Origin of the sequence: Caballeronia sp. LZ062 (assembly GCF_031450785.1) — a bacterium.
Taxonomy (GTDB): Bacteria; Pseudomonadota; Gammaproteobacteria; order Burkholderiales; family Burkholderiaceae; genus Caballeronia.
On the sequence record NZ_JARTWB010000002.1, the window covers coordinates 1,719,840 to 1,740,020 of the forward strand.

Annotated in this window: 15 protein-coding genes; 11 read left to right on the forward strand and 4 right to left on the reverse strand. The window is 64.7% G+C overall.

All coding sequences use genetic code 11. The features are described from left to right. The first annotated feature begins 182 nt into the window (after positions 1-182). Together P9239_RS14140 and P9239_RS14145 are read left to right on the forward strand one after the other, a co-directional pair. Positions 183-1,352 carry a porin gene (locus P9239_RS14140; RefSeq protein WP_309751845.1) on the forward strand — a complete coding sequence of 390 codons (1,170 nt, stop codon included), beginning with the start codon at positions 183-185 and terminating at the stop codon, positions 1,350-1,352. A 250-nt stretch (positions 1,353-1,602) separates the two neighbouring features. Next, a complete protein-coding gene (locus P9239_RS14145) occupies positions 1,603-2,760 on the forward strand; it encodes a porin (protein WP_309754054.1) in 1,158 nt (385 codons plus the stop codon). 125 nt (positions 2,761-2,885) lie between these two features. On the opposite strand, the gene P9239_RS14150 is transcribed toward P9239_RS14145, so the two are convergent. From P9239_RS14150 to zwf, 3 genes are all read right to left on the reverse strand, one after another. Continuing rightward, complete coding sequence (locus P9239_RS14150; protein WP_309751847.1) at positions 2,886-4,802, reverse strand: bifunctional transcriptional regulator/glucokinase; 1,917 nt, start codon at positions 4,800-4,802, stop codon at positions 2,886-2,888. Continuing rightward, the gene (pgl, locus tag P9239_RS14155) at positions 4,783-5,505 is read right to left on the reverse strand and encodes a 6-phosphogluconolactonase (protein ID WP_175939808.1); all 723 of its coding nucleotides are present in this window, start codon (positions 5,503-5,505) and stop codon (positions 4,783-4,785) included. The genes P9239_RS14150 and pgl overlap by 20 nt, the downstream gene beginning before the upstream one ends. 132 nt (positions 5,506-5,637) lie before the next feature. Continuing rightward, positions 5,638-7,098: a glucose-6-phosphate dehydrogenase gene (zwf, locus tag P9239_RS14160; RefSeq protein ID WP_309751850.1), complete on the reverse strand. Its 1,461-nt coding sequence runs from the start codon at positions 7,096-7,098 to the stop codon at positions 5,638-5,640. A gap of 591 nt (positions 7,099-7,689) precedes the next feature. Between zwf and P9239_RS14165 the strand changes: the two genes are divergently transcribed. The 5 genes from P9239_RS14165 to P9239_RS14185 all read left to right on the forward strand — a co-directional run bounded on the left by P9239_RS14165 (position 7,690) and on the right by P9239_RS14185 (position 14,361). Beyond that, entirely contained in the window at positions 7,690-8,943 is a 1,254-nt protein-coding gene (locus P9239_RS14165) for an ABC transporter substrate-binding protein (RefSeq protein ID WP_309751852.1), read from the forward strand. A 217-nt stretch (positions 8,944-9,160) separates the two neighbouring features. Further along, positions 9,161-10,102, forward strand: a complete 942-nt coding sequence (locus tag P9239_RS14170) for a sugar ABC transporter permease (protein WP_309751854.1) — start codon at positions 9,161-9,163, stop codon at positions 10,100-10,102. Then, a complete protein-coding gene (locus P9239_RS14175) occupies positions 10,092-10,949 on the forward strand; it encodes a carbohydrate ABC transporter permease (protein ID WP_175939804.1) in 858 nt (285 codons plus the stop codon). Before P9239_RS14170 ends, P9239_RS14175 begins: the two co-directional genes overlap by 11 nt. A gap of 51 nt (positions 10,950-11,000) precedes the next feature. After that, positions 11,001-12,119 carry a sn-glycerol-3-phosphate ABC transporter ATP-binding protein UgpC gene (locus P9239_RS14180; RefSeq protein WP_309751860.1) on the forward strand — a complete coding sequence of 373 codons (1,119 nt, stop codon included), beginning with the start codon at positions 11,001-11,003 and terminating at the stop codon, positions 12,117-12,119. Positions 12,120-12,234: 115 nt separating this feature from the next. Beyond that, positions 12,235-14,361, forward strand: coding sequence for a prolyl oligopeptidase family serine peptidase (locus tag P9239_RS14185; protein ID WP_309751862.1), 2,127 nt, complete (start codon positions 12,235-12,237; stop codon positions 14,359-14,361). A 428-nt stretch (positions 14,362-14,789) separates the two neighbouring features. Here the strand turns inward: P9239_RS14185 and P9239_RS14190 are convergent, their stop codons facing one another. Then, a complete protein-coding gene (locus P9239_RS14190) occupies positions 14,790-16,001 on the reverse strand; it encodes a Bcr/CflA family multidrug efflux MFS transporter (RefSeq protein WP_309751864.1) in 1,212 nt (403 codons plus the stop codon). 154 nt (positions 16,002-16,155) lie between these two features. Here P9239_RS14190 and P9239_RS14195 point away from each other — a divergent pair, with 154 nt between their 5' ends. The 4 genes from P9239_RS14195 to P9239_RS14210 all read left to right on the forward strand — a co-directional run bounded on the left by P9239_RS14195 (position 16,156) and on the right by P9239_RS14210 (position 19,945). Next, positions 16,156-16,725: a hypothetical protein gene (locus P9239_RS14195; protein WP_309751867.1), complete on the forward strand. Its 570-nt coding sequence runs from the start codon at positions 16,156-16,158 to the stop codon at positions 16,723-16,725. A gap of 125 nt (positions 16,726-16,850) precedes the next feature. After that, positions 16,851-18,134 (forward strand): glutamate-1-semialdehyde 2,1-aminomutase, encoded by a 1,284-nt coding sequence (gene hemL / locus P9239_RS14200; RefSeq protein WP_309751869.1) that lies wholly within the window; start codon positions 16,851-16,853, stop codon positions 18,132-18,134. A gap of 27 nt (positions 18,135-18,161) precedes the next feature. Then, complete coding sequence (ribD, locus tag P9239_RS14205; protein WP_309751871.1) at positions 18,162-19,283, forward strand: bifunctional diaminohydroxyphosphoribosylaminopyrimidine deaminase/5-amino-6-(5-phosphoribosylamino)uracil reductase RibD; 1,122 nt, start codon at positions 18,162-18,164, stop codon at positions 19,281-19,283. A 29-nt stretch (positions 19,284-19,312) separates the two neighbouring features. Further along, positions 19,313-19,945, forward strand: coding sequence for a riboflavin synthase (locus P9239_RS14210; protein ID WP_309751873.1), 633 nt, complete (start codon positions 19,313-19,315; stop codon positions 19,943-19,945). The last annotated feature ends 236 nt before the right edge of the window (positions 19,946-20,181 follow it).

Below are 20,181 nucleotides of genomic sequence, written 5' to 3' on the forward strand. Positions count from 1 at the left end.
AAGTGAGGAGACGCCCGTCGACGGACCGGCGTCGGATTCGTGCCCACGATGCGCGAATCGTCACGAGCACTCTCGTTTAAGCGTGTGTCGTTCCTCGAAAAACAATTTCCGGTTGGATGCGCCCGCATCGAACCGCACACGGCAGCACTTGGTTCTATTTCTTGACAGGGTTGGAGGAGATGATGAAAAAAGCTTTGCTCGCGGCAGCAGCACTGCTGACGTTCAGCGCGGTGGCTCAGGCTCAAAGCAGCGTGACGCTGTATGGCCGCCTGGACGCCGGCCTGGAGTACATGAACGGCGTGCCGACCGGCGTCGGCGCCAACGGCGCGGCTACCGGCTCGTCGCACCGCTTCCGTGCGGAAAGCGGCGACTGGGGTACGAGCCTTTGGGGCTTGAAGGGCGTCGAAGACCTGGGCGGCGGTTATCGCGCCGTGTTCCAGTTGGAAGGCAGCTTCAACACCATGACGGGTCAGGGCCCGGGCAACAACGGCCTCTTCAATCGCTGGGCGACGGTCGGTGTCGCCAACAACAACTTCGGTACGCTGCTGTTGGGCCGCGAACTGTTCATCGCTAACGGCGTGTGGGACTTCGATCCGTTCGGTCAGTCGAACTGGTCGTCCGCCTCGCTGGTGCGTGGCCGCAACTGGCCGCAATCGAGCAACAACATTTCGTACCAGTCGCCGAAGTTCGCGGGCTTCGACTTCTACGGTCAGTACTCGCTCTCGAACGCGACGAACTGGAACGGCAACGGCACGACGGCGCAAGGTCGTGAAGGTGGCGCGTACATCACGTACACCACGCCGCTCTTCCAGATTCGCGGCATGTACGACGAGATTCGCAACCCGGGCAACGGTTTGCTCGGCGGCGCATACAACGCGGTCAACGGCGGCACGACCGCCGCGAACAACGCAAACGGCAACGGCGTCTATGCGTACTCGCGTGAGTACACGGCGATGTTCAACCTGTTCCTCGGCCAGTTCAAGGTTCAGGGCGCTTACCAGGCGATCCGTTCTTCCGGCATGGTGGGCCAGTTGCCCGGCCAGCCGACGACGCTCGACCACGAATGGGGCGGCGTGACGTGGCAAGCAACGCCGGCGGCGGCTCTGATCGGCGCGGTCTACCACGTGAACGGCAACAACGGCGCGGGTAACGCGACCATCTACACGGTCGGCGGCTCGTACAACCTGTCCAAGCGCACGCTGTTCGACCTGCAAGTCGCCACGGTGCAGAACAGCAAGAGCGCCAACTACGGCCTGAACGCCAACAACTTCGGCACGGCCGCCGCGACGGACAACCCGTTCGCTGGCCACAGCCAGACGGGCGTGTACGCCGGCATTCAGCACTCGTTCTAATCGGCGAGTCTGAAGTACGAATAGTTCTATAAGGTTTTCACGCTGCTGCGAGAGGCGCGTATCGGTGCGGTGCCCGAAAGGGTGTCGCACCGTTTTTTATTTGGCGCGGCGTTTCGTCGAGCGCGACCGCCCTGTGTTGCAGCGTTTGTCAAATTGAATCATAAGTACAGGAGACGCCTTCCGAACATGTAGTTCTCCTTCAAAATCTCCGCGGCACTTGTTTCACTTTTGACAGGAGTTGGAGGAGATGATGAAGAAGGCTTTGCTCGCAGCGGCTGCGCTGCTGACGTTCGGCGCGGCGGCACACGCCCAGAGCAGCGTGACCTTATACGGCCGTCTGGACGCGGGACTCGAATACATGAACGGTGTGCCGACCGGGGCGGCTTCGAACGTCACGGCGAGTCGCATTCGCGCGGAGAGCGGCGACTGGGGCACGAGCCTCTGGGGCCTGAAAGGCGCGGAAGATCTGGGCGGCGGCAACCGCGCCGTGTTCCAGCTCGAAGGCAGCTTCAACACCATGACGGGTCAGGGCCCGGGCGGCGGCGGTCTCTTCAATCGCTGGGCGACCGTCGGTATTGCAAACAACAGCTTCGGTACCGTGCTGTTGGGCCGCGAACTGTTCGTGTCGAACGGCGTGTGGGACTTCGATCCTTTCGGCCAGTCGAACTGGTCGTCCGCTTCGCTGGTGCGTGGTCGCAACTGGCCGCAATCGAGCAACAATATCTCGTACCAGTCGCCGAAGTTCGCAGGCTTCGATTTCTACGGGCAATATGCGTTGTCCAACGCGACGAGCTGGAACGGTAATGGCAGCACGAAGCAAGGCCGCGAGGCAGGCGCCTACGTCACCTATACGTCGCCCTACTTCCAGATCCGCGGCATGTACGACGAGATTCGCAATCCGTCCAACGGCACGCTCGGCGGCGCGTATAACGCAATCAATGGCGGGATCACCGGCGCGGGCAACGCCAACGGCAACGGCGTCTACGCCTATTCCCGCGAATGCTCCGCAATGGCGAACGTGTTCCTCGGCCAGTTCAAGGTCCAGGCGGGCTATCAGGCCATCCGCTCGTCCGGCATGACCGGCCAGTTGCCCGGCGAGCCGACCACGCTCGACCACGAATGGGGCGGCGTGACGTGGCAGGCCTCGCCGGCTGCGGCGCTGACCGCCGCCGTCTATCACGTGAACGGCAACAACGGCGCGGGCAACGCGACCATGTACACCGTCGGCGGCTCGTACAACCTGTCGAAGCGCACGTTGTTCGATCTGCAAGTGGCAACCGTCCAAAACAGCAAGACGGCGAATTACGGCCTCAACGCGAACAACTTCGGTTCGGCCGCTTCCACGGACAATCCGTTCCCCGGCCGCAGTCAGACCGGCGTGTACGCGGGCATTCAACACTCGTTCTAAGCAGCGCGTGCAATGCTCGCAGCGGCGCGGCTCCCGGAAGGGGACGCGCCGTTTCTCTTGCCGACGACAAAAAGGGGCCGCCGATTCGCATCGGCGGCCCCTTTTCCTTTAGCGCGGCTCGGGCGCTATTCCTTCGCCACGCCCGACGCGCCGTGGCTCAGCCAGTCGAGGACAGCGGCGGCTTCATCGTCGCTGGATTCGCGGATCTGCGCGACCGCTTCGCTGATCTTCGCGCTCGGCTGCGGCGCCGCACGGCGGATCGCCACGCCGACCGCGAGGATGTCGATGATCACGAGATGCAAGATGCGCGAGATCATCGACAACTGCGACTCGCGAATTTCGATGTGATCCGTCTCCAGCGCCACCGTCGCGCGCTTGGCGAGCGGCGTGTTGCTCGACGTGATCGCGATGACGGTCGCGCCCTGCTGCATCGCCACTTCGAGCACGCGCAATAGTTCCGGCGCGCGCCCCGACTTCGACACCGCCACGATCACGTCGCCCTTGCCGAGCAACGCCGCGGACGCCGCCTGCATGTACAGATCGCCGTACGCAATCGTCGGGATGCCGAAGCGGAAGAACTTGTAATGCGCGTCTTGCGCGACGATGTTCGAATTCCCGAGGCCATAGAACTCGATGCGCCGTGCGCCGTTCAGAATGTCGATTGCGCGCTCGACGTTATCGAAGTTCAGGTGCTCGCGTAGCTGCAGAATCGCGGACACGGTGTTATCCAGCACTTTCGCGCCGAAATCCGTGGCCGTATCGCCGAGATGCACCTGACTATGGCTGACCGGAATGGTGCCAGTCAGACCCGTCGCGAGCTTCAGCTTGAAGTCGGAGAGGCCCTGACAGCCGAGCGAGCGGCAGAAGCGAATCACCGTCGGCTGGCTCACGTCCGCCTTGCGCGCAATGTCGATGATCGGATCGTTGATGATCGAGCGCGGATGATTCAGCGCGAGATCGGCCACGCGGCGCTCGGCGGGGGTGAGCGCGTCGCGCATTTGCCGGATGCGCTCGAACACCGCCGACGAACCGCTGTTCGCGCGATTCGACAGTTGCTCGGCCAGAATCGCGGAGACGCCGAGGAACGCCGGATATTCCGCCGTGATGACGTAAGTCGGAATGCCGGACAAATACTGCTGGAAGCGCCCTTTCGACTCGAATCGCTCGCGAAACGGCGACTTGTGGAACAACTCGCCCAACTTGAGCACGATGCCGCCGCCGATATAGATGCCGCCCAGCGCGCCGAGCGTGACCGCGATATTGCCGGCGAACGTGCCGAGGATTGCGCAGAAGCAGTTCACCGTTTCGAGCGCGAGCGCCTCGCCTTCCAGCGCGCGCGTGGTGACGTCGGCGGCGGTGAAGGTGTCGGCGACCGCGACGTTGTCGCGCTCCGCGAACGCCCGGTAGATCAGCTCCAGACCCTGCCCCGCGCACACGCGCTCGAACGACACGTGCGGGTACTTGCGGCGCGCATAGCGCGTGACGAGGTCTTCGCTCTCATTGAACGGCGAAAAGGTCGCGTGGCCGCCTTCGCTGCCGAGCGCGATCCAGCGGTCGTCGGCGGGGATCAGACCCGACACGCCCAGGCCTGTGCCCGGACCCAGCAAGCCGATCACGCTGTTCTGCCGCCGCGCGCCGCCGCCGATCTGCACGCGCTGCGCATCGGTAAGCCCGGGCAGCGCCATGGCGAGCGCGGTGAAGTCGTTGACCACGAGCAGCGTATCGAAGCCGAGCGCGCGGCGCGTCGCTTCGATCGAAAAACTCCAGTCGTGATTGGTCATCTTCACGTGATCGCCATCCACCGGATTGGCGATCGCGATCGCCGCGTGGTTCACGCGGCCGACCTTCGTGTCCTTCAGATATTGCTGCATGACTTCCGCGATGCCGGGGTAATCGGAACCCGGATACACGCGAATTTGCCCGATTTCGCCGGGCGCCGTCTCCAGCGCGAAGCGCGCGTTCGTGCCGCCGATGTCGGCGAGCAGCCTCGGTCCATCGGCGTGGCTCGCCGCCGGCGCGGCCTTATGCACACCAGTAGACATCGAGCTTCACTCCTTCATCGTTGGCCAAAGTCGAGATGGCATTCTTCTGGCGCGCGGCAAGCGCCGCGTTCAGTACGTCGAGTTTCTTCTGGCCGGAGATGAAGAGGAAAAGCTGCTTCACCTGCTTCAGCGCGGACATCGACAGGCTCACGCGCGCGTGCGGCGCGCTGCCCGGATGCACGGCGACGAAGCGGTCCTGCGTGGAGATGGCGAAGTCCCATTCGGGCGCATCTGCGAAGATGGACGCCGTGTGGCCGTCCTCGCCCATGCCGAGCACGGCGACATCCGGCAGACGGCGGCGCGCGTCGGCGTTGAGCGCGGCGACGTGCGCGTCGAGCGTGGCAGACGTATCGACGAGCGGCAGGAAGTACGCGGCCGCGCCCGCGTCTTGCAGAAGCGTCTCGCGCACGAGGCGCGCGTTGCTCGCGGAATCGGTTTCAGGCACCCAGCGGTCGTCGACGAGCGTCACGTCGATATGCGCCCACGCGAGCGGCTCGTGCGAGAGCGTTTGCAAAAACGGACGCGGGCTCGTGCCGCCGGATACGGCGAGCGTGGCATGAGCGGATTGTCCTGACGCGGCTGCGCTGGCATCGGCCGATGCGGCGCCTCTGGCCGCGAGCGACGCGGCAAGCGCGTCGCTGACGGCCTTCGCCAGCGCGTCCGAGTGGGCGCGCGGGTCGTCGAAAGTGCGAAGCTCGATCACTGCTCCTCCATCCTGCTTGTCTTGGTTTATCGACCCGCCTTATGCCGCGAAACCGCGAACGGCCCGCGAAGCGGTCTTGTGTGCTGGCGTCGCGGCGGCGTCTCTCTTGATGGAGCCGTCAGCGCGACGCCCTCAATTCTCTTCTTCCAGCCAGCACGTGCCATGCTGCGCGAGCATCGCGCTCGACGCCGCCGGTCCCCACGTGCCCGCCGCATACGGCTTGGGCTTGTTCGTCGACGCCGCCCACGCGTTCAGAATCGGCTCGACCCAGCGCCACGCGGCTTCCTGCTCGTCGCGACGCACGAAGAGCGCGAGCCGCCCGTGGATCACGTCCAGCAACAGCCGCTGGTACGCCTCCATCTGCCCTTCCTTGAAGAATTGGTCGAACGCGAGGTCCAGATGGACGCTTGCGAGATTCATGCCCTCGCCCGGCTGCTTCGCGAGGCAGTAGAGGCGAATGGTCTCGTTTGGCTGCAGGCGGATCACGAGGCGGTTCGCGCCCGCGCGGAGCGCATTGGCGCCGAGCGCGGAATGCGGCACCGGCCGGAAGTTCACGACGATCTCCGCCACGCGATCCGCGAGGCGCTTGCCGGTGCGCAGGAAAAACGGCACGCCCGCCCAGCGCCAGTTTTCGATTTCGACTTTCAGCGCGACGAAGGTTTCGGTGTTGCTGTCCGCGCGCACGCCGGCTTCCGTCGCGTAAGCCGGCACGGATGCGCCGCGAATCACGCCCGCGTGATACTGCCCGCGTACGGCGACGCGGCTGATGTCGCGCTCGTCGATCGGCTTCAGCGCGCGCAGAACGCGCAGCTTTTCGTCGCGCACGGAGTCGGAATCCATCGAGTGCGGCGGCTCCATCGTCACGATGGAAAGCAGTTGCAGCAAGTGATTCTGAACCATGTCGCGCAACGCGCCGGTGTTGTCGTAGAAGTCGCCGCGCGCTTCCACGCCGAGTTCTTCCGCGATGGTGACCTGAATGCTTTCGACCCATTCGCGCCGCCACAGCGGCTCGAAGAGCGCATTGCCGAAGCGCAGCGCCAAGAGGTTCTGCACCGGCTCCTTACCGAGGTAATGGTCGATGCGGTAGATCTGCTCTTCCTGAAAGATCTCGCCGACTGCGTCGTTGATGGCGTTCGACGACTTCAGGTCATAGCCGAGCGGCTTTTCCAGCACGATGCGTGCGTTCTGGTTCAGAGCGACTTCCGACAGCGCACGGCAAATGGGCACGAAGAGCGACGGCCCGGTCGCGAGATAGAAGACGCGCGTGCCGTCGTATTTAGCGAGCGCGTCGCGCAGCACCACGAAGTCTTCCGCGCGGCCCAGGTCGAGCTGCACGTATTCGATGCGCTCCAAAAAGCTGCGCCACGCCGTTTCGTCCGGGCCCTTCTTCGACACGTGCGGCTTCACGTGCTCCTCGACCCATGCGAGGTATTCGCCGGGCGCCTGGGCGCCGCGCGCCACGGCAACGATCTTGCCCGACGCGGCCAGCATGCCCGCCCGGTGCGCTTCGAAAAGCGCCGGAAGAATCTTGCGCATCGACAAATCGCCGGTCCCGCCGAAGAGCACGAAGATGAAATTCGAGTCGCTTTGCATGGGTCTCTGAGGCCGCCTGTGAAGTCGGTGGGACGTCGAACGAAACGCTACCGTAGTTCGACAAAATTTTTTTTGACACTGAATTGTAGTTTAACTACAATCCAAATCAAGAGGAAATGTCACCCGGGAAAAAAATCGCTTGTCAATCAGAAGATGAGTGTTTTCCCTAAGGCGGCTCTCGTACTCATGTTAACGAAGTCCGGAAATCGCTGCTTTCATGCACCGGGCTACGTGCCACAGGCGTACAGCCTCGCGCCTGCGCCCTGTCGTCCGCGTTCCAACCGCGGCTCGTATGCGCAGGTAAAAAGCAAAAGCAATCACTAGCATGGGCCGGCACAGGCATGACGCCATCGGCTCACAGAGGAGACAGTCGTTGCGATTTGACCTACTCATCTCTTGAGAGCCGTGCGGCCGACCATCGGTTTGCCGGCTTCGCACGCGCGCATGCATTGCCCGCTGTGGCGCGCTTCTCTGCCGACACTCCGATTCCGGCCACCCCAAGCATTGCCGTTGTAACCACCGTTTTTTCAACGCTTCCTGGCGACATCAGGGGCCACTCGTTACTTGTTCAGGTGCTGGAGGAGATAAACAATGAAAGTCCGTAAGCTCATGGGCGCGCTCTGCGCCGCAGGTCTTCTGTGCGGCGCGACGGCGTCGGCGGTGCAGGCTGCCGAGGCTGTTTCCGTGTTGCACTGGTGGACCTCGGGCGGGGAATCGAAAGCGGTCGGCGTGCTCAAGGACGACATGACCAAGCAGGGCTATCAGTGGAAGGACTTCGCGGTTGCGGGCGGCGCGGGCGCGGCTGCCATGACCGCACTGAAGACGCAGGTGATCTCGGGCAACGCGCCGTCGGCGGCTCAGATCAAGGGTCCGCTGATCCAGGAATGGTCGGAGCAAGGCGTGCTCGTGCCGATCGACTCTGTCGCCGGCGACTGGAAGAAGAATCTGCCGCCGGAAATCGACAAGGTCATCCATGCTGACGGCCACTACGTCGCAGCGCCGTTCTCGGTGCACCGCGTGAACTGGCTGTACATCAACAAGGCCGCGCTCGACAAGGCAGGCGGCAAGGTGCCGACGACCTGGGCCGAATTCTTCCAGGTGGCCGACAAGATGAAGGCCGCCGGCATCATGCCGATCGCGATGGGCGGCCAGCCGTGGCAAGACCTGACGCTGTGGGAAGACGTCGTGCTGTCGCAGGGCGCGGACTTCTATAAGAAGGCCATCGTCGATCTGGACCAGAAGACGCTGACGTCCGACAAGATGGTGTCGGTGTTCGACACCGTCCGCAAGATCCAGGGTTACTTCGATAGCGGCCGCACCGGCCGCGACTGGAACCTCGCCACGGCCATGGTCATCAACGGCAAGGCCGGCATGCAGTTCATGGGCGACTGGGCGAAGGGCGAATTCGCCGGCGCGAACAAGAAGGCCGGCACGGACTACGTCTGCGCCGCGGTGCCGGGCACGGAAAAGGCCTACACCTTCAACGTCGACTCGTTCGTGTTCTTCCAGCAGAAGGGCCAGAAGACGGCTACGCCGGGCCAGCTCGCGCTCGCGAAGACCATCATGTCGCCGGACTTCCAGGAACAGTTCAGCCTGAACAAGGGCTCGATCCCGGTGCGTCTCGGCGTGAAGATGGACAAGTTCGACGACTGCGCGAAGAAGTCCTACGCTGATGAACAGACGGCGATCAAATCGGGCGGTTATGTTCCGTCGCTCGCGCACGGCATGGCTCAGGGCGACGCTGTCGCGGGCGCCATGACCGACGTCGTGACCAAGTTCATGAATTCGTCGCAGGATTCGAAGAGCGCGGTGCAGGCGCTCGCGAACGCCGCCAAGACGAAGTAAGGACGTAGCAGGGTAACGGGCGGCAGGCGGCGCAACACGGCCGCCCGCCGCCCGGCTGTCAACGAGCCATAGAAGCGTCGCATAACGGTTGTATCAAGCGCCGGTCGTGCCGAAGTCAGCCGGTTAAAGCACACCTTCGCACCGCGCGCGCAAGTCAGCGTCATTCAAGCGCGTCTAGGCGCACCCAAGCGCCGGCGCATCTTCCAGGAGTCGAGTTGTGACTGCCTCCCTCAGCGGTACCGCGGAAAAAACTCCGCACCAGCCCCGCCGCGCTTCACCTACGGCGGCGCTTGCCGATCGCTGGATTCCCAAGCTGGTGCTCGCTCCCAGCATCGTGATCGCGCTCGTGTTCGTGTATGGCTTCATTGCCGTCACAGGGTATCTGTCGCTGTCCGAATCGCGACTGATGCCGCGCTACGAGTTCGCCGGTTTCGACCGATACCGGCAACTCTTCGCCAACGACGTCTGGTGGACGTCCGCCGCCAACCTCGGCTGGTTCGGCATTCCGTTCATCGCCATTTGCGTCGGTCTCGGCCTCTTCCTCGCGATTCTGCTCGACCAGAAAATCCGCAACGAAGGCGCGCTGCGCGCGGTCTTTCTCTACCCGATGGCGCTTTCGTTCATCGTGACCGGCACCGCGTGGCAATGGATTCTGAACCCCAGCCTCGGCATCGAGAAGGTGTTCCACGACTGGGGCTGGACGAGTTTCACCTTCAACTGGCTCGGCGACCCGGACAAGGCGATCTTCTGCGTCGTGATCGCGGCGGTCTGGCAATCGAGCGGCTTCGTGATGGCGCTCTTCCTCGCCGGCCTGCGCGGCGTGGACGGCGAAATCTTCAAGGCCGCGCAAGTGGACGGCGCGACGCTGCCGACCATCTACCGCAAGATCGTGATTCCGAGCATGCGCCCGGTGTTCTTCTCCGTGCTCTTGATTCTCTGCCACATCACGATCAAGACCTTCGACCTCGTCGTCGCGTTGACGGCGGGCGGACCGGGCACGTCGTCGTCGCTGCCGGCCATCTTCATGTACACGTTCTCGTTCAACCGGGGACAACTGGGCGTCGGCGCCGCTTCGTCGATGATGATGCTCGCCACGGTCGTCGCGGTTCTCGTGCCGCTCATGTATCTGGAATCGAGGAGCACCCGCAATGCAGCCTAAGATGACGATCAGCCGCGCCGTCATTTACGCGGTGCTGATCCTTTTCGCGCTCTACTTCCTGTTCCCGATCTACGTGATGCTGTCCACGTCGTTCAAGGATCTGGACCAGCTTCGCACCGGCAATCTGCTTACGCCGCCCACGCACTTCACGCTCGCGCCGTGGGTCAAGGCGTGGCAGGAAGCGTGTACCGGCGTGCGCTGCGACGGCATGGAGCCGTTCTTCATGAACTCGGTGCGCATGGTGATTCCGGCCGTGCTGATCTCGTCGATCGTCGGCGCGTTCAACGGCTATGTGCTCACGCACTGGCGCTTCCGCGGCGCGGACGCGTTCTTCACCATGCTGCTCGTCGGCTGTTTCATCCCGTTTCAGGCGATTCTCCTGCCGATGGCGCGGCTGCAAGGCTTCCTCGGACTGTCGAACACGACGAGCGGCCTCGTGCTCGTGCACGTGATCTACGGCATCGCGTTCACGACCATGTTCTTCCGCAACTTCTACGTGAGCATTCCGGCCGAACTCGTGAAGGCGGCGCGCATCGACGGCGCGGGCTTCTTCACGATCTTCACGAAGATTCTCTTGCCCGTGTCGCTGCCGATCTTCATGGTCTGCCTGATCTGGCAGTTCACGCAAATCTGGAACGACTTCCTGTTCGGTATCGTGTTCTCGGGCGTGGATTCCATGCCGATCACAGTGGCGCTGAACAACCTCGTCAATACGTCGACGGGTGTGAAGGAATACAACGTGGACATGGCGGGCGCGATCATCGCGGCCTTGCCGACGATTCTCGTCTACATGATCGCAGGACGTTACTTCGTGCGCGGCCTCACGGCGGGCGCGGTGAAGGGTTGAGCGCACTTTAGACGCGCTTCCCGCTGAAGAGACAACATAGAGGATTCAAGCATGGCAAGCCTTTCCATCCGTGACGTGTACAAGACCTACCCGAACGGGGTGCCGGTTCTCAAGGGCGTCAACATCGACATCGAGGACGGACAGTTCCTGATCCTCGTCGGCGGCTCGGGCTGCGGCAAGTCCACGCTGCTCAACATGATCGCGGGGCTGGAGACCGTCACCAAGGGCGACATCCAGATCGACGGCAAGACGGTCAACAACCTCTCGCCGAAGGACCGCGATATCGCGATGGTGTTCCAGTCCTACGCGCTCTACCCTTCCATGAGCGTGCGCGACAACATCTCGTTCGGCCTCAACATCCGCAAGGTGCCGAAGGACGAACAGAAGAAGATCGTCGATCGCGTGTCGGAGACGCTGCAGATCGGCCATCTGCTCGACCGCAAGCCGGGGCAGCTGTCGGGCGGTCAGCGTCAGCGTGTCGCCATGGGCCGCGCGCTCGCGCGTGATCCGGTCATGTTCCTCTTCGACGAACCGCTCTCGAACCTCGACGCCAAGCTGCGTATCGAGATGCGCTCGGAGATCAAGCTGCTGCATCAGCGCCTCGGCACGACCATCGTCTACGTGACGCACGATCAGATCGAAGCCATGACGCTCGGCGACCGCATCGCGGTGATGAAAGACGGCATCGTGCAGCAGTTCGGCGCGCCGCAGGAAATCTACGATTCGCCGTCGAACCTCTTCGTCGCGGGCTTCATCGGCGCGCCGCCGATGAACTTCATCAGCGGCAAGCTGGTCGAGGCCGGCGCGGGCGTCGGCCTGCAACTGGACACGGGCGTCGCGCGTAACGTGCTGAAGCTGCCGTTCGATGCCGCGAAGCTGCGCGGCAAGGTCGGTCAGGACGTCGTGCTCGGCCTGCGCCCGGAGCGCATCACGGACGCTCGCAGCGCGCACAACGTCGAAGACGCGAGCCTGCAGCCGATGGAAGTGCGCGTCGACGTAATCGAGCCGACCGGCCCGGACACGCTCGTGTTCGCGCAGGTGAACGGCAAGCGCATCGTGTCGCGCGTGCACCCGGCGAGCAATCCGCAGCCGTTGTCGAACATGACGCTGTTGTTCGATGTGTCGAAGGCAGTGCTGTTCGATCCGAAGACGGAAGAGCGGCTGGCGTAAGCGCCGTCGTCGCTCATGTGCTTCCAAGCCGCGCCTCGTGCGCGGCTTTTTCTTTGATGGCGCGACCGCGCCGATGCGGCACAATCAGCGTTTCGCTTTGGAATTGCGCCGCGCCATGTCCCTTCTCTCCGACCACCCCTCGCTCCTCTGGCCGCAAGCCGACAACCCTGATCCCTTCATCGGCCTCGAATCACTCGACGACGCCCGCGTGCAAACCTGGGTCGATGCGCAGAATCGCCGCACCGAAGCCGCATTCGGCAACACGCCCGACGCGCGCGCGCTCGCCGCGCGGCTCGCGAAGGCGTACACGTCGCAGGATCGCATCGTCACGTGCTCGCGCTATGGCGACTGGGCCTACAACACGTGGCAGGACGACGCGCATCCGCTCGGCATCGTGCGCCGCACGCCGTGGAGCGCGTGGCTCGCCGGTACGCCCGAGTGGGAGATCGTGCTCGATGTGGACGCCCTCGACCTCAACACGAACCGCGACGATACGCGCTGGGCGCTCGCCGACTTCGACATGCTCTACCCCGGCTACGACCGCGCGCTGGTCTCGCTGTCGCCGGGCGGATCGGATGCGTGCATCGTGCGCGAGTTCGATATCGAGCAACGTCGCTTCATCGACGACGGCTTCGCGCTGCCGGACGTGGGCAAGCACGACATGTCGTGGATCGACCGCGATACCGTGTACGTCGGCTGGGACGACAGCAAGACGAGCGATCGGCCCGCGCTGACGACCTCGGGCTTTCCGCGTCAGGCGCGGCGCTGGAAGCGCGGCACACCGCTCGCGGATGCGCCCGTCGTGTTCGAAGGCGCGCGCCGCGACGTATCGGCGGGCGCGGACTACGATCCGCTCGAAAAGCTGCATCTGGCTTCGCGCGCGGTCACGTTTTACGACACGCTGCACTTCTGGCTCGACGAAACCACGAACGAATGGCGTCAGTACGACCTGCCTCAGCACGTGGAAATCGAGCACTGGAACGGCTGGCTCTTCGTCACGCCGCGCAAGCAATGGAACGTGGGTGGCCGGCGTCACGCGGCAGGCGCGCTGACCGTGATCCGGCGCGACGCGTTCCTTGCCGGCTCGCGTCATTTCACCGCACTCTTCACACCGGGCGAGCGGCGCGTGCTGGCGGGCATCGACTTCACGAAGCAATGGCTGATCGTTTCGCAAATGGACGACGGCACGCCGCGCGTCACCCTCTGGCGTCCGCCCGCCAATGAAGACGGCGCGTGGGAATCGCGCGAATTCGCGTTGCCGGAGGCGAGCCAGAGCTATGTCGATTCCATCGACAGCGAGCGCGACGACACGGTGCTGATTCACGTCGAACACTTTCTGACGCCGCCGTCGCTCTATCACGCCGATCTCGCGAGCGACGCGCCGTGGACCCTGCTTGCGCGTCTGCCCGCACGATTCGACGCCACAGGCCTCGCCGCCGTGCGCCGCCATGCCATCGCGCCGGACGGCGAGCGCATTCCGTACTGGCTGATCGGCCGCGGCGTCGATGCGCAAGCGCCGCAGCAAGCGCGCCCGTGCCTGCTCTACGGCTACGGCGGCTTCGAAGTCGCGCTCGACCCGCATTACGACGCGACGACCGGCATCGCGTGGCTGGAACGCGGCGGTCTGTACGCGGTGGCGAACATTCGCGGCGGCGGCGAGTTCGGCCCGCAATGGCATCAGGCGGCGCTGCGGGAGAACCGGCAAGTCTCCTTCGACGATTTCGTCGCGGTCGCGCAGGCGCTCGTCGAAGGCGGCGTCACGACGGCAAAGCAACTCGCGATTCGCGGCGCGAGCAACGGCGGCCTGCTCACCGCCGTGTGCATGGTGCAGCGGCCCGAGTGCTTCGGCGCAGTGCTGTCGGAGGTGCCGCTTGCCGACATGGCGCGGTTTCATACGCTCTTGCAGGGCGCTTCGTGGATCGACGAATACGGCGATCCGGACGACGCCGCCGACTTGCGTCATCTGATGGCGTACTCGCCTTATCAGAACGTGAAGGCGGACGCCGCGTATCCGCCGGCGCTCTTCACGTCTTCGACGAGCGACGACCGCGTGCATCCCGGCCACGCGCGCAAGATGGTCGCGAAAATGCAGGCGCAAGGCCACGCGGACGTCTGGTATCAGGAAACGGGCGAAGGCGGCCACGGCGCGGGCGTCGAGCCCGAAGCGGTCGCGCAGGCCGAAGCGGCGGCGTTCACGTTTCTCGCGTCGATGGTCGGACCGCTGCCGCCGCATCAGGGATGAGATACAGCGAAACAGCGCGTTTCGGTGAAAAAGCGTCGCTCTCTTACGATTCGAATTCGTTCGATATAGGGGAGCTTACGGCGATCCTATAGTGCAACCATTCCTTGTTGATTCGGCGATACGCCTTCCTCGACAGAAGGTTCGAGGCAACGGGAATGGTTTGACTGACATTTCGACCGAAACGAATCGCTCGGGAACACCTTTGACCCAGGCCCGCGATTCCCGACAGGAGGAGACGCCTATCGCCAAAACCGAACCGAGCGAGTATTCACCTTTGACCCGGACGAATACTGCCCACGAAAGACGGCTCGACCGCACTGCCTTCTGACCCAGGGCCAGCGTGAGTCGAGCTGGAAACACCTCTGACCAGGTTGAACCTCGCCGCCGTGCGAGGTTTTTTTTTTGCTCGCGCGCGGCGGCTGCCCGCCTCAGACCCGCACCGGCGCGGCGTGCGAGCGCATTACCAGCGTGCGCCCGGCGAACGTGAGGACGCCGCACACGCCGATCACCATACCCATGCCGTGCGGCGAGACATCGTGAAAAAGGCCGACCGCGAGACTCGCGAGCGCGCCCAGCGCGAGTTGCATGGCGCCGAACACGGCGGCCGCCGCACCCGCGTTGCGCGGATAACGGTGCATGAGTTCGGTCGTGCAATTGGCCGACAGCAGCCCGACCACGCCGACCACGAAGAACAAGCCAGCGACGATCGACCACAAGCCGCCCCAGCCCGTCAGCGAGACGAGCGCCACCGCGATGGCCGCCACGACGCTCACGAACGCCGCGCCGGAGATCATCTTCATTGCGCCCACGCGCCCGACGAGCTTCGTATTGAGCACGTTGCCGCCGATGATCCCGACGATGTTGAGTCCGAACAGGAGCCCGTAGTGCTGCGGCTTCACGTGAAAATAGTCGATGTAGACGAAGGGCGTCGCGGTGATATACGCGAACATCGACGCGAACGCCATGCCGCCGCAGAGCACATGACCCCAGGTGACCGAATCGGTCAGCAAATGACCGTAGGCCGCGAACGAATTGCCGAGCGCCGCGCCCGCGCGCTTTTCCTTCGGCCACGTTTCCGGCACGCGCAGGAACGCAGCCAGTGCGCACAGCGTGCCGAAGAGCGTGAGCGCCACGAACACGACCCGCCAGCCGCCGAGCAGCAGCAATTGCCCGCCGATCAAGGGCGCGAGCAGCGGTCCGATGGACGTGACGATGGAGAGCATCGAGAGGACGCGGGCGGCATCGGCCGGAGCGTGGGCGTCGCGGGCGATGGCGCGCGCCAGCACCGAGGCCGCGCCCGCGCCGAGCGCCTGCAGGAAGCGCACGAGGACGAGCGCGTCGATGGAAAACGCCGTCGCGCAGCCTACGCTCGCGAGCGCGTACAGCGCGATGCCGCCGAGCAGAATCGGCCGTCTGCCGTAGGCGTCGGATAGTGGACCGTAGAGCAGCATGCCGAACGAGAAGCCGAACATGAAGCTCGTGAGCGTGCCCTGCGCGGCGGCGGGACTCGCGCCGAACGCGGCGGCAAGCGACGGCAGGCTCGGCAGATACATGTCGATGGACAGCGGACCGCATGCGGCAAGCGCGCCGAGCAACAGGATCAGCCGGCCATCGGGCCGGCGGCGGGTGGTGTCTGACATCGAGTGTGCAAGGAAGAGGACGGGCGCTTCGCGGACTGTGCTAGTTCGCTGCCACGGCGCAGCCTTCGAAGCGAGCGCCCATTGTACGCGACGCCCTGATTCGGCCCGGTACGCTAAGCTCACCGCTTCTGCCCTTCGCGCCTTGCCCTTCACGATGACCGCCTTCCTGCTGATCTGGAGCCCGAAGAAGTGGCCGTGGCCCGAACTGCCCGACATTGCGCGCCGCGTGGCTGCAGGCGAAGCCGTCGCCGACGTCTGGGGCTGCGGCACCGCGCGCGGCCTCATGCCGGGCGATCGCGTCTTCGTGCATCGCGTGGCGCAGGAGCCGAAAGGCGTGTTCGCCTCGGGCTACGTGACGCGCGCGCCGTACGAAGTGCCCGATCCGCAGTCGAAGCGCGGCTATCGGTTATGCATCGACTTCGTGTATGACTGGCTCGTCGATGCACACGAGCATGTCGTCGTCACACGCGACGAGTTGCGCGCGCATCCGCTTTCCGTGCAGACGTGGGATGCGCAAAGTTCCGGCACGCTCATCAAGCCGATGGCCGAGGGCACGCTGGAAAAGCTGTGGACGGAGCGCACTGGCCGGCGCGGACGTCCTCCCGCCGCGACCGCTTTTCCCGTGCGCGCGACGCCCTCCAAAGCCAGCGCCCGCGCCGCGCGCGAGGCTCGTGCAGCCGACGACCCGCCGCCGCGTAAGCCGTCGCGGGCGCGTCAGCCGTAACCGGCCTCCCGCCAACGAGTCCGGTACAATTTGAGCAACATTTGTCGCACCGGACGCCCTTGCTCAACGTGCTTTCAGCGCGCCGGTCGCACGTCTCGCATCCACTTTCAGCGCAGGCCTTCTCCATGTCCAAGAACCAAGCCCTTTTCGAACGCGCTCAGCGAACCATCCCCGGCGGCGTGAATTCGCCGGTGCGGGCGTTTCGCTCGGTCGGCGGCACGCCCCGCTTCATCGAGCGCGCGCAAGGCCCGTACTTCTGGGATGCCGAAGGCAAACGCTATATCGACTACATCGGCTCGTGGGGACCGATGATCGTCGGCCACGTGCACCCGGAAGTGCTCGAAGCGGTGCAGCGCGTGCTCGCCGACGGCTTCTCGTTCGGCGCGCCGACGGAAGCGGAAATCGAGATCGCGGAGGAAATCTGCAAGCTCGTGCCGTCGATCGAACAGGTGCGCATGGTGTCCTCCGGCACGGAAGCGACGATGAGCGCGCTGCGTCTCGCGCGCGGCTTCACGAACCGCAGCCGCATCGTGAAGTTCGAGGGCTGCTATCACGGCCACGCGGACAGCCTGCTCGTGAAAGCGGGTTCGGGTCTCCTGACTTTCGGCAATCCGACATCGGCGGGCGTGCCAGCGGATATCGCCAAGCACACGACGGTGCTCGAATACAACAATGTCGAGCAGCTCAACGAAGCGTTCGCGGCGTTCGGCGCGGAAATCGCGTCGGTGATCGTGGAGCCGGTCGCGGGCAACATGAACCTCGTGCGCGCGACGCCGGAGTTCCTCAACGCGCTGCGTGATCGCTGCAACGAGTATGGCTCGGTGCTGATTTTCGACGAAGTGATGTGCGGTTTTCGCGTCGCGCTCGGCGGCGCGCAGCAGGTCTACGGCATCAAGCCGGACCTCACGTGCCTCGGCAAGGTCATCGGCGGCGGCATGCCGGCGGCGGCGTTCGGCGGGCGACGCGACATCATGGCGCATCTCGCGCCGCTCGGCGGCGTCTATCAGGCGGGCACGTTGTCCGGCAATCCCATCGCCGTCGCGGCGGGCCTGAAGACGCTGCAGATCATCCAGCGCGAAGGCTTTTACGACGACCTCGCGAAGAAGACGCGCAAGCTGGTCGACGGCCTCACCTCTGCCGCGCGCGAAGCGAAAGTGCCCTTCTGCGCCGATTCGATCGGCGGCATGTTCGGCCTCTACTTCATGGAGACCGTGCCGGGCAGCTTCGCGCAGATCCAGCAAGGCGACACGAAACGCTTCAACACGTTCTTCCACGCGATGCTCGATGCCGGCGTGTACTTCGCGCCGTCCGCGTTCGAAGCGGGGTTCGTCTCCAGCGCCCACGACGACGCCGTGCTCGACGCGACCCTCGACGCTGCGCGCGGCGCGTTCGCGTCGCTCGCAGTTTAAGGCCGCGCCGCGCAACGGGCCGCCGCGATGTTCTCGCAAACCGATTTCACCTACATGGAGCGCGCGCTCGCGCTCGCCTCGCGCGGCATGTACACGACGACGCCGAATCCGCGCGTCGGCTGCGTGCTCGTCAAGAACGGCGAAGTGATCGGCATGGGCTTCACGCAGCCGGCCGGTCAGGACCACGCCGAAGTGCGCGCGCTGAAAGACGCCCGCTCGCGCGGCAAGGACCCGCGCGGCGCGACCGCCTACGTGACGCTCGAACCGTGCAGCCACTTCGGGCGCACGCCGCCCTGCGCGCATGCGCTGATCGACGCGCGCGTCGAGAAAGTCATCGCGGCGATGGAAGACCCGAATCCGACCGTGTCCGGCCGTGGCCTCGCGATGTTGCGCGACGCGGGCATCGACGTGCGCTGCGGGCTGCTCGCGAACGAAGCGCACGAGATGAACATCGGCTTCGTCTCGCGCATGACGCGGCGTCGCCCGTGGGTGCGCATGAAAGTGGCGGCGACGCTCGACGGACGCACGGGCCTGCCCTCGGGCGAAAGCCAGTGGATCACCGGCGAAGACGCGCGCGCCGACGGTCACGCGTGGCGCGCCCGCGCCTGCGCGATCCTGACGGGCATCGGCACCGTGCGCGAGGACGATCCGCAACTCACCGTGCGCGCGGTCGATACGCCGCGCCAGCCGCAGCGCGTTCTGATCGACAGCCGGCTGGACGTGCCGCTGGACGCGCGCATTCTCGACGGCGCGCCGCCGTGGATCTTCCATTCCGCGAGTGCCGACGAGCAGCGCGCCGACATGCTGCGCGAAAAGGGCGCTGAACTCGTCGAGTTGTCGAACGAACACGGCAAAGTGGATCTTCCCGCCATGCTTACCGCGCTTGCGGACCGCGGCATCAACGAGTTGCACGTCGAGGCGGGCCACAAGCTGAACGGCTCGCTGCTGCGCGAAGGCTGCGTCGATGAACTGCTGGTCTACCTCGCGCCGAGTCTGCTCGGCAGCGCGCCCGGCATGTTCGACTTCGCGCCGCCCGCCACGCTCGACGCGCGGCCGCATCTCAAGTTTCATCGCATCGACCGGCTCGGCGACGATCTGCGCATTCTGGCGCGCTTCGCCGATGCGCACGTCGCCGGCCCGTTGCTCTAAACACGCTTCGATACAAAGGAACGCGCTTCATGTTTACAGGAATCGTCACGGCGGTCGGCCGCATCGAAAAAGTCACGCCGCTCGGCGCCGAGCCGGAAGCTGGCGTGCGTCTCAGAGTGGCGGCGGGCGGACTCGATCTCGCGGACGTCGAACTGGGCGACAGCATCGCGATTCAGGGCGCGTGCATGACGGTGATCGAGAAGTCGCCGGACGCCTTCGATGTGGACGTCTCCCGCGAAAGCCTGAACAAGACCGCCGGCCTGGGCGATGCCGGCGCGGAAGTCAATCTGGAAAAGGCCCTGCGCGCGCACGACCGGCTGGGCGGGCATCTGGTTTCCGGCCATGTCGATGGGCTCGGCACGGTGTCGCGCTTCGAGCGCGTGGGCGAATCGCATGAATTGCGCATCGTCGCGCCGAAGGACATCGGCAAGTATCTGGCTTACAAGGGCTCGGTGACGGTGAACGGCGTGAGTCTCACGGTGAACGCCGTGGAGGATCGCCCGGACGGCTGCGAGTTCTCCATCAATCTCATTCCGCATACGGTCGAAGTGACGACGCTCAAGGCGCTTCGTGCGGGCGCGAAGGTGAATCTTGAGATCGATCTCATCGCGCGGTATGTGGAGCGGATGATGTCGGCGGCGTCGCCCGCGCAAGGCGCGTAGTCTGCAGGCCGCACCATTTTTTGGCGATCGCAGACTGCTGCCGCATGTGGATTACAACCCGCATGAATCCCCACATCGAGACGGCTAACACGCGGCATGCGACGACCGACTCCGTTCGGCACCGGCGTACAAACAACGGTTTGCGACGGAGCACGCACACGTCGCTGAATCGCAAGCCTTGCGAGTTGTCGCGCTCCGGCGCCGCGCCGGCGCCTGCAGCAGCCTTTCACCGCCCT

Coding starts and splice junctions, on each gene's coding strand:
- P9239_RS14185 (WP_309751862.1), top strand. CDS start 12,235: ATGTCCCTTCTCTCCGACCACCCCTCGCTCCTCTGGCCGCAAGCCGAC.
- P9239_RS14210 (WP_309751873.1), top strand. CDS start 19,313: ATGTTTACAGGAATCGTCACGGCGGTCGGCCGCATCGAAAAAGTCACG.
- zwf (WP_309751850.1), bottom strand. CDS start 7,098: ATGCAAAGCGACTCGAATTTCATCTTCGTGCTCTTCGGCGGGACCGGC.
- P9239_RS14140 (WP_309751845.1), top strand. CDS start 183: ATGAAAAAAGCTTTGCTCGCGGCAGCAGCACTGCTGACGTTCAGCGCG.
- ribD (WP_309751871.1), top strand. CDS start 18,162: ATGTTCTCGCAAACCGATTTCACCTACATGGAGCGCGCGCTCGCGCTC.
- P9239_RS14150 (WP_309751847.1), bottom strand. CDS start 4,802: ATGTCTACTGGTGTGCATAAGGCCGCGCCGGCGGCGAGCCACGCCGAT.
- hemL (WP_309751869.1), top strand. CDS start 16,851: ATGTCCAAGAACCAAGCCCTTTTCGAACGCGCTCAGCGAACCATCCCC.
- P9239_RS14175 (WP_175939804.1), top strand. CDS start 10,092: ATGCAGCCTAAGATGACGATCAGCCGCGCCGTCATTTACGCGGTGCTG.
- P9239_RS14180 (WP_309751860.1), top strand. CDS start 11,001: ATGGCAAGCCTTTCCATCCGTGACGTGTACAAGACCTACCCGAACGGG.
- P9239_RS14145 (WP_309754054.1), top strand. CDS start 1,603: ATGAAGAAGGCTTTGCTCGCAGCGGCTGCGCTGCTGACGTTCGGCGCG.
- P9239_RS14190 (WP_309751864.1), bottom strand. CDS start 16,001: ATGTCAGACACCACCCGCCGCCGGCCCGATGGCCGGCTGATCCTGTTG.
- P9239_RS14165 (WP_309751852.1), top strand. CDS start 7,690: ATGAAAGTCCGTAAGCTCATGGGCGCGCTCTGCGCCGCAGGTCTTCTG.
- P9239_RS14195 (WP_309751867.1), top strand. CDS start 16,156: ATGACCGCCTTCCTGCTGATCTGGAGCCCGAAGAAGTGGCCGTGGCCC.